At 47.7% G+C, this 9,087-nt stretch carries 13 protein-coding genes; 2 read left to right on the forward strand and 11 right to left on the reverse strand.

Going from position 1 to position 9,087, the window contains the following annotated elements; all coding sequences use genetic code 11:
- Positions 1–108: 108 nt before the first annotated feature.
- The 6 genes from petJ to accD all read right to left on the reverse strand — a co-directional run bounded on the left by petJ (position 109) and on the right by accD (position 4,748).
- Positions 109–447 carry a cytochrome c6 PetJ gene (gene petJ / locus QT974_RS26310; protein WP_333471358.1) on the reverse strand — a complete coding sequence of 113 codons (339 nt, stop codon included), beginning with the start codon at positions 445–447 and terminating at the stop codon, positions 109–111.
- Between the two features lie 127 nt (positions 448–574).
- Positions 575–1,075 (reverse strand): photosystem II cytochrome PsbV2, encoded by a 501-nt coding sequence (gene psbV2 / locus QT974_RS26315; protein ID WP_333471359.1) that lies wholly within the window; start codon positions 1,073–1,075, stop codon positions 575–577.
- 147 nt (positions 1,076–1,222) lie between these two features.
- On the reverse strand, positions 1,223–1,711 hold the full coding sequence (gene psbV / locus QT974_RS26320; RefSeq protein ID WP_333471360.1) for a photosystem II cytochrome c-550: 489 nt from the start codon (positions 1,709–1,711) through the stop codon (positions 1,223–1,225).
- Positions 1,712–1,857: 146 nt separating this feature from the next.
- Positions 1,858–2,049 (reverse strand): translation initiation factor IF-2, encoded by a 192-nt coding sequence (locus tag QT974_RS26325; RefSeq protein ID WP_333471361.1) that lies wholly within the window; start codon positions 2,047–2,049, stop codon positions 1,858–1,860.
- 454 nt (positions 2,050–2,503) lie between these two features.
- Entirely contained in the window at positions 2,504–3,604 is a 1,101-nt protein-coding gene (locus tag QT974_RS26330) for an RNA-guided endonuclease InsQ/TnpB family protein (protein WP_333471362.1), read from the reverse strand.
- 190 nt (positions 3,605–3,794) lie between these two features.
- A complete protein-coding gene (gene accD / locus QT974_RS26335) occupies positions 3,795–4,748 on the reverse strand; it encodes an acetyl-CoA carboxylase, carboxyltransferase subunit beta (RefSeq protein WP_333471363.1) in 954 nt (317 codons plus the stop codon).
- A 27-nt stretch (positions 4,749–4,775) separates the two neighbouring features.
- Here accD and QT974_RS26340 point away from each other — a divergent pair, with 27 nt between their 5' ends.
- Positions 4,776–5,042 (forward strand): hypothetical protein, encoded by a 267-nt coding sequence (locus tag QT974_RS26340; protein WP_333471364.1) that lies wholly within the window; start codon positions 4,776–4,778, stop codon positions 5,040–5,042.
- Between the two features lie 178 nt (positions 5,043–5,220).
- On the opposite strand, the gene QT974_RS26345 is transcribed toward QT974_RS26340, so the two are convergent.
- The 3 genes from QT974_RS26345 to QT974_RS26355 form a co-directional block, all read right to left on the reverse strand.
- Positions 5,221–5,433, reverse strand: coding sequence for a hypothetical protein (locus tag QT974_RS26345; RefSeq protein ID WP_333471365.1), 213 nt, complete (start codon positions 5,431–5,433; stop codon positions 5,221–5,223).
- A gap of 52 nt (positions 5,434–5,485) precedes the next feature.
- Positions 5,486–6,307, reverse strand: coding sequence for a prepilin peptidase (locus QT974_RS26350; protein ID WP_333471366.1), 822 nt, complete (start codon positions 6,305–6,307; stop codon positions 5,486–5,488).
- Between the two features lie 288 nt (positions 6,308–6,595).
- Positions 6,596–6,856: a hypothetical protein gene (locus QT974_RS26355; protein WP_333471367.1), complete on the reverse strand. Its 261-nt coding sequence runs from the start codon at positions 6,854–6,856 to the stop codon at positions 6,596–6,598.
- A gap of 88 nt (positions 6,857–6,944) precedes the next feature.
- On the opposite strand from QT974_RS26355, the gene QT974_RS26360 reads away from it, so the two are divergent.
- Positions 6,945–8,519, forward strand: a complete 1,575-nt coding sequence (locus QT974_RS26360; protein ID WP_333471368.1) for an adenylate/guanylate cyclase domain-containing protein — start codon at positions 6,945–6,947, stop codon at positions 8,517–8,519.
- A gap of 33 nt (positions 8,520–8,552) precedes the next feature.
- On the opposite strand, the gene QT974_RS26365 is transcribed toward QT974_RS26360, so the two are convergent.
- Both QT974_RS26365 and QT974_RS26370 read right to left on the reverse strand, forming a co-directional pair.
- Entirely contained in the window at positions 8,553–8,795 is a 243-nt protein-coding gene (locus QT974_RS26365; RefSeq protein ID WP_333151036.1) for a YgiT-type zinc finger protein, read from the reverse strand.
- Positions 8,796–8,799: 4 nt separating this feature from the next.
- The coding region (locus QT974_RS26370; RefSeq protein WP_333471369.1) for a DUF4258 domain-containing protein at positions 8,800–9,087 on the reverse strand (288 nt) is incomplete at its 5' end.

Genomic DNA, 9,087 nt, shown 5'->3' on the forward strand with positions numbered 1-9,087 from the left:
GCTGCAAACCGATATTTATTCGCCAAAGAGAGAGAGAGGGTGCGATCGGGAAGACAAGTTTTAAATTAAATCAAGTCCGCCCAGGTTGTGGGACTTTAAAGAGGCGGTTTAGCCTTTCCAGTCTTTCTCAGATTGTTCGAGCACGTAGGTTGCGACATCCTCGATTTGTTCCGGCTTCAAGCGGGTTCCGAAAGCAGGCATAGCATTTTTGCCCTTTGTTACCTGAGTGGTAATAGCCTCGATAGAATTCATGCCGTACTTCTCAAGAGCACCTTTTTTCAAGGTTTTCATTGCCATAACCACGTTGCCGCCACCGATGTGACAAGCAGAACAGTTGGCGCTAAAGAGTTTAGCTCCTTTAGCAGCATCACCTGCCAATGCAGGGCGGCCGAAGCCGACAGTCAAAATTGCGAACGCTAACAGGGCGATCGATAATAGTCTTTTCAACGCAGTTCTCCTCTAATGGACACCGTGAACGGTGGTTCTTTAGTTATTTTACCTGTTTAATCAGGCGCAAACACGTAGTCGCGATCGCGATTTTTCCAGCAATCTACCACTTTTTGGTAGTGGCGATTCAACTCTCAAGATTATCGACACCCCATCCCGGAGCAATCTTTGCAGCCCGAAGCACAAAAGCAGCCAAATTTTCAATCTCAGTCTGCTGCATCCAGCTTTCTGGCACCTGGCGGCACCAAAAAGTTTCCTCGCTACCGTCATAAGTCATCGGTTCCCTCAGATAGGACACCAGACTATTGATGGTGGTGCGCGGAGGCGTTGCCCCCTCCAGAGAAGTCAAAGACAAAGAAATAGTCGGATCTGGCAAAGTAGCTCCCCCAACATGACAGTTGAGGCAGTTTTGCTCGAACAACCGCTTCCCTGCGGACAAATCCTCAGCCGAAAATAGCCGAGTCTGTCCCTGCGCGTCCACTTGTAGCGGTACAGGTTCGCTAACTTTCAAATAGCGAGTTACATAAGAATCGGCAGCAGCCAAAACAGGTTGAGGTGCCAGCAGTACCAGCGGCAAAACAATTAAAATTCCTAACAGAAAGCAAACAAAAACACCACGACGGAGCATGAGAGACTACAACCTTTTGCGATCGTCAACGAATAGGAGGTAAATTTTAGATTTGAGATTTTAGAATGCAAAACGACCAGCCTGCAATCCTTGGCAAAGCCGAGCCTTCTCCCAATCCAAAATCCAAAATCTAAAATTTAAAATGGATTAGCGAGCGCCTTTACCGCCAGCCCACTGGGTGCCGACAATTTTGGGCTGCAACAGAATGTGACCGCCAATTGCGTACAAATCCTCATCCGAGAGATTTCTCATCTCAGCAAAAATATCCGCGCTCTTCATGCTCGGATGCAGCTCGGAAATTTCTTCAAAGCCGTCATAAGTCGTGGGATTTTTCATATAATCAACCAGCGACTCAATATTATTGCGGGGTGGGTTTGCTAAAGCCAGAGTTTCCGGGCTCAAATTGACGTTCGGGTCAGTTTTGGTCATGCCCGCACCGTGGCATTGAGCGCAGGCTGAGTTAAACAGGCGTTTGCCTTGCTGAACTTGCTTGAGGCTCAGCACCACGGGAGTACCTTTGTCATCCAAAGTCACGGTGCGAAGTTCGGGGCTCAGTTCTACAGCCATCGCGCTGCTGACAAATAACTGAAATGTCAAGAATACAGCGGTCAGAGCAATCAAATATCTTTTAAGCATGGTTCTCCTTAAAAAAATCAGCCAAATTATTGAACGCTAAGAGATCCTAGCTGGCAAACAGATTTCTGTTCAAAATTCCCTGCTGCGACAACTGGCGAATGTTTGTGCCGCGGTACCTTTAAAGGTAAAGGAATTTTGCGATCGAGCTAATCTGCAACCCGTTTTGAGTCGCGCCTCTTTTCGAGAGCCGACATAATTGCCTTAACATCCTCCAAAGCCAAACGGGTTTGAGGGTGCTTGTAGGCAATTTCCAACTCGTCGCACAAGCGGAGTACGTCTTCAACAGGGACGTTGAAGTCCTCTGCTATTTCTGTGATGGATAGGTCTGCAAAACCCATAATTTTTAGGTCGCTGACTGGTCAAAATTCAGTTGACGGCTATTGACTGAAAGCTGGACAATTTAACAAAACGCTGTTAGCTCCCATCTGTTAGTTTGTTCTGAGATTTTGTGCGATCGCCAGTTAACTAACCGCTAACTACCACTAAGCATTTTTGCTCACCCAAACTTCACAGCCTATCAACTTCCAACCAATATCATCCCATTGCCGCGTCTTTATTATCAATAGGACTTGGGCGCGCAGGGCTAAAAACCTGGTATCTGCCTGATTTTGTCAGTACGAAACTTCATATTTTTCCTAAAAACCAGAGGTTTTTTGGCAAGTTCTCTGAAAATTTCGTTTTTGGCGGACTGCTTCGTAAAACTTACCCAAACTTAACTAAAGCCATCTTTAGCCAAAATTCAGAACTCACTTCCTGCGCTGTTGGGTGGTCGGCCATCCCAAGATCAGCAGGCTATCCCCCAATAGCCTTGGGTTCCCAATTTAAAATATTCAAACTGGCATTTAAATCGCGGTCTATCAACACGCCGCAAGCAGGACAATTATAAATCCTTTCGGCTAAAGGCATATCTTTTTTATGCCCGCAATTGGCACAAATCTTAGAACTGGGAAACCATCGATCTACCAGCACGCTTGCCGCTCCATACATTTTGCACTTGTACTCTAGCTGTCGCCTGAATTCGTAAAAACCTAAGTCGGATATTGCCCCAGCTAACTTGTGATTTGCCAGCAAGCCTTTAACGTTCAAGTCTTCAATCTTAATTCGCTTGAAAGTTTTAGCCAAATAAGTTGTCAACTTGTGAAGGAAGTCTTTACGAATGCAGGCTATCCATGCGTGAAGCCTGCGGATCTTGTTGTAAGTTTTGCGCTGGTTGTTTGAGCCTGCCCTTTGCCTTGACGCCTTTCCCTGCAACCGCGCAAGCTTGGTTTTCGCTTGCTTTAGGGGTTTTGGCGCATCAAATACTTGACTGTTTGATAGGGTGACAAAAGATTTAACACCTACGTCAATTCCTACAGAACCTTCAGGTTGTTGCACTGGCAAACGTTGGGCATCAACACAAAAAGAAACAAACCAGCGATTTCCTTCTTTTGAAATGGTAAAAGTTTGAGATGCAAACCCATGCGGCAGTGGCTCGTGAAGCCGAAAAGTCCCCAAAGTAGGAATCTTGATGCTGTTGCCAGATTTTAGTAGAACTTTTCCATTAGAAGAATCAACCGTGAATGATTGCCCGTCTCGGCGGCTGGCAAATTTTGGATGGGCGGCTTTTCCTAAGCGATACCGACTGAACGCTTGACTCAAGTCAATCAAAGCGTTTTGGTAAACACGAGAAGACAACTGGTTCATCCAAGCGCATTCAGGTTGTTTCTTGACGTGATTGGTAAGAACTTTCTTGACTTCGTTGATGACCTTTGAGTCTGAAAACTCACCTGCACCGTACATTTGGACTCGCAAGCTCAAACCCATGTTAAATACTACACGCCGAAATCCTGCGTGTTTTGCCATCAAGGTCGCTTCCCTATTATTCAATTTGAGCGCTCGCTTGACGGCAAACATGGTTAAACCTCCTCTCGGTAATTAACTGTGGACAAGTTTAGTAAACTATTTGGCACTTAAGTCCAACTCACCAACAGACAATCAAGCGATTTTAGATTTGAGATTTACTCCACAGATACAATCTGGGGTCTAAACTAAGGTCTAAAATTTTGAGTGTTCCACGACGACAGGAGACCTTCGGTGCAGCAGCTTAGGGAGAAAGCTTGAAAGCGTGAGTCGGCGCGCCGACAGTGAGGTGGCTGTCGCTGGCCTCAACGGCGGGAAATTCCGAGTTTGCCAATAAAGGCTGGGGCTGGTGGAGGCCGATCAGCTGAGCGAGAGTTTTCTTTAATTGAGTTCGAGCTACGATCAAGTCTACAAAACCGTGGGCGAAGGAGTATTCGGAAGTTTGATAATTTTCCGGCAACTTTTCCCGCAGAGTTTGCTCGATTACCCGGCCGCCCGTAAAAGCTACTGTAGCTTTTGGCTCTGCAATTATAATGTCTCCCAGCATGGCAAAACTGGCGGTGACGCCGCCGGTGGTTGGGTGAGTCAAAATTGGGATGTAAAGCAGTCTCGCTTCCCGGTGGCGTTCCAGAGCCCCGGAAATCTTAGCCATTTGCATTAGGCTGAGCATTCCTTCCTGCATTCGGGCGCCGCCGGAAGCGCAGACAATAATCACGGGTAAGCGTTCCTGCGTCGCGTGTTCGATGAGGCGAGTCAGCTTTTCTCCGACAACTGAACCCATGCTGCCGCCGATGAACTGAAATTCCATCACTCCAAGGGCGACGGGTAAGTTTTCGAGTTTGCCTAGGCCTGTTTCTACGGCGTCTAGGTGGCCTGTTTTTTCTTGAAATTCTCGGAGTCGATCGCTATATTTTTTGCGATCGCGAAATTTTAGCGGATCGGTGGCGTGCAGTTTTTCGTTAATCGGTACCCAGGTATTGGGGTCGATCAACTGCTCGATGCGCTCGTCGCTGTAAACTCTGATATGATGCCCGCATTCCAAGCAAACCATTTGATTTGCTCGCAGGTCTTTGGTATAACTCAAGGCATCGCAAGCTGTGCATTTATTCCAAAGTCCGTCAGCGATTTCTCGTTCCGGTCGTTCTTGGGAGTTGGGTACTGATTTTCTTCGATTTGCAAACCAATCAAATAGAGACATTAAAACTTAGGAATTGGTAATTGGTAATTGGTAGTTGGTAATTGGGAATTGTTAGTTGTCAATTGCCAGTTGTCATATCAAGTCCGCACTACATGGGAATTATACTATGCGAGCGATCGCGCCCAACGACTAACATCTCGCTCGGCTACGTCGGACACTGGGGCTGCGTGGTCGAACATTCTGCCGGTGCTGATGTCAACGATATTACTTATCTACTACAGTCTCCGACAGCTTCAAGGCTTGCTAACCGGATTTTTTACGGAATTTGTGGGCGACAACAAAGTATTTTCGTAAAAAAAACAGTTTCTGACGAGCCGTGCCTCTTGGACTATAGTAATGACTGTTGACTAACGATCGGGTTCGCGATCGGGGACAGCACTAATGACTGTTGACTGTTGACTGTTGACTGTTGACTGTTGACTAATGACTAATGACTAATGACTAATGACTGTTGACTAATAACTAATAGCTCTTATTCTGGCTCATCTTCAACAGGAGAGATTAGCAGCGATGCAGTTCCCTGATGTTCTGGTAGAACTTGCAGGGCTGTAGCACTTCCTGCTCCTAAATAAGATGCTATACCCAAGTCTACAATTCGAGCCGGGATTTGATGAGCAGCCAGGAGCTGCTGCATTAATTCGGCTTCCCAGCGAAAGCTAGTGGTTTTAAGTGTAATCCAAGACACAGATAATTTTACCAATTTTAGGAACCGATATTATTATGTTCGATCGCCAACCCTAATTCGGGAAAAACAACTGCAAGTAAGTAGATAAGATCGCTTCGCCCCACAGAGCCGTAATTGCTGCACCCAGAGCCAGAAACGGGCCGAAGGGCATCGGTTGACGCCGATCGAGCAATCCGATCGCGATCGCGCCGCCGCCCACAACAGCTCCGGCGAAACAGGCGATAAATCCCGCTAGCAGCAAGAGTTTCCAGCCCAGCCAAGCTCCCATCAAGGCGGCTAATTTGGTATCCCCCGCACCCATAGCACTCTGCCCAAAGCCGATCGATCCTGCAAGTGCGATCGCGTCAAACAGCCACAATCCGACAACTGCGCCCAAAATTCCCTCTAGTACCAGATAGTGCACCGAGTCGATCGAATTAAATGCCGGCCACCAACCCTTAGCGATTTGGAAAACCAATCCCAGCACCAAGCCCGATCGAGTCAAAGAATTAGGCAAAGTCATTGTATCGCAATCAATCAAAGACAAAGCCAACAGCCAGCTAAAAAAAGCCCAAAACCCCAGAGTTTGCACGCTTGGCCCAAACCGCCAAAATATCAACAAAAACAGGAAACCCGTAGCTGCTTCCACCAGCGGGTAGCGGGCAGAAATCGGACTGCGGCAGTGATTGCAGCGTCCCCGCAGCCACAGCCAGCCGAACACGGGTATATTTTCGTAAGTTCTGAGTTGATGCAAACATTTGGGACAGCGAGAAGGAGGGTGGATCACCGACAAACCCGCAGGTAACCGATAGATTACCACATTCAGAAAGCTGCCGATCGCCGAGCCGATGACAAATACGATGGCGGTTACAAGGGAATTAAAGATTATTTCCATTAAGTTGACTGTTGTCTGTTGACTGTTGACTGTTGACTGTCGTAATTTGTTAGCTATTAGTTGTTAGATTGTGTTCTGTTAATTACTAATCACTTTTGTAGCGCTCAATCCAATTTTTATGATTTGGATGCGGACTAAAGTCCTCACTACGAACCTTTTTTTTAATTGTGCGATGTGTTTTAATTTTAAGCTGTTACCAATTCCCAATGCCCTATTCCCAATACCCAATACCCAATTCCCAACTGTCAACTGTCAACTGTCAACTGTCAACTGTCAACTGTCAACGGCCTAATACATTTGAGATTCAATTTCGTCAAAAGTAACAAAACGTTCGCCCGGTAATAACACAGGCTGCGAAGCAAAAATTAGCTGGCCTCGATCGCTTCCTTGACAGACAACAACACCAACAGGACGCTGCATCTGCTCGGAATGAACTTTTAGATACATACCATAAGCCGATCGAGCAGCTCGGATCAAATCGGGAGCCAGCAAGCTTTGAATTTCGGAAGTTGCTATCGTGGGTTTTGGGTGGGGCTGGTATCGAGTCACTGGAAACTTATGATAATGGTATGGGTCTAGCTGTTGGTGTTAGCTCTAAATCGATCGAACAGACCTTATTTTTTTAAGAACAGACAAGGTGGAAATTAATACATTAACGTACAATCCTCCCTTGGCCGCGATCGAACTGCGACTGCGAGCGCTCCTTTCGGCTGAACTTTACGCGAGCGCGTGGGTAGACCCCTCCCCAGCCAAGCTAATGGGGGTTTTCGAGCACCTGCGCACTCTGCGCTACATCCTGCACGACTACGTGCCCAGGCCTGTATCCGAATCTCCGCCGAATCCGGGGGATGTACGCTATCAGTGGCAAACAGGAACTTTGCTATTCACAGATTTAGCAGGGTTTACCTCGCTGTTGGAAGCGAACGCAGCCCAAGGGCGCAAGGGCGCTGAAACCCTGCTGGGAGTAATTAACGACTATTTTGCCTCGATGATTGAAATTGTCAGCAAATCTGGCGGTGATTTGTTGGAGTTTACCGGAGATGCGCTGCTGGTGCAGTTTCTAGCTGGGAAGGACGAACAGGATACAGCGAGGGCGGTGCGGGCTGGTTTGCGGATGCAGCGGGCGATGGCTAAATTTGCCAATATCGAAACGGCGCGGGGTGTTTTGTCTTTGAGAATGCGGGTGGGAATCCACTGCGGGCGGTACATTAGTGCGGATATCGGCACGCCGCTGCGGATGGTTCACGTACTGCTGGGAGATTCAGTCCAACAAGCCAAGCAAGCTGAGGGTTCTGGGATGGTGGGGCGGGTGTGTCTAACAGAAACTGCTAGTTCATGTTTGGGAAACCAATTTTGTTTTGAACCTGCGAAACCGGGTTATGTGTTGGTGGCTGATGATTTTACGGACGATCGCCTGGGGGAGTACGATATTACTTTGACTGGGCGACGAATGCCGAGTTCGATATTGCTCGATCGCAGCGTTTCGGGTTTGGTAAGCGAAATCGGCGAAGCCGTGAAGCGGGTTGAGCCCCTTGCTAGTTATATTCCCCAAACGATCCTGAGACTGCTGGTTGAAAATGCCGACAGGCGGAAAATCCCGCCAGATTTTCCCGAACCGACGGTAATGTTTGTCAACTTGATCGGTTTACCAAAGCTGGTAGAGAAAGCAACGCCAGCCGAAGAAGCTAACCTGGTACTCGGCTGTTCTCGGGTGTTTGCGTTAATTGATGCTGTGGTGTCGGCCAAAGGAGGCGTGCTGCAAAAAGTAACGGCACACTTGGATGGTTCAGATATACTGATTTATTTTGGCGTACCGGACGTTCACACCGACGATCCAAGCCGTGCGGCGAGTGCGGCGATTGCGATCCGAGCTCTGATTGCCGGTTTGCAAACGATCGCCATCGGCGGTCAAAATGTGAAAGTAAGCTGTCAAATTGGGTTGTGCCTAGGGCCGGTGTTTGCTGCTGAGGTTGGCGAACCGCGAGGGCGCAGGGAGTTTAATATTCTCGGAGATACGGTGAATACGGCTGCTCGGTTGATGAGCAAGGCGGGGGAAAATGAAATTTTGATCGGTCAAAGGGTGTTTGAGTCGATCGGGCTAAACTTCGATTGCGAGGCTTTGGGAGCTGTTTCTCTCAAGGGCAAATCTGCTCTGACTCCGGTTTTTGCTTTGCACGGTTCAAAGGTGGAGAGGGCAAAAGGGGGCGTTTAAATAACTTGGCTTGGCTAAAAGTTGTGTCGCCCTTTATGCTGATTCTAGATGACAAACTGGAATTTGTTCGGTTCTTTCAGGCAATCTCGCTCCAGTCGCGACAGCATGAACCGCATGAAGAATATCGGCTGAATAGTATCGATTGCCACAGTTATCACAAACACCAATAGTCACATTTTCAAGAATTACAAATCCATTTTTATGTTTGAATGCCTCGCGCTTGACAGTGCGGGGTTGAACAGTTCCTTCGCAATACTCACATCGGTATCGATACATACGATTAGCCCTCAAGTTCCGTTACTTCATAAACCGTGATGATTAGATAACGTCCGTTACTAGCGAAACGTCCAACCACTCCAACAGGTGTTTGTCTATCCAGTGCAGTCCCCACTACTACATATTTTGTACCTCTGGGGTCGCCTTTTTCAACCCGGATAATCTGACCGTTTAGAATCGCCTCTTCCACATCCAAGATGGTCAGCAAATCCTCCGCCATTTCTTCCATTGCGTGGGCTGACCGAAAGCATCCAGGATACAAGCCCCCGGATTCATCCGTGGAGAAATAAAA

The organism is Microcoleus sp. BM001215392 (assembly GCF_036700185.1).
Classification (GTDB): domain Bacteria; phylum Cyanobacteriota; class Cyanobacteriia; order Cyanobacteriales; family Microcoleaceae; genus Microcoleus.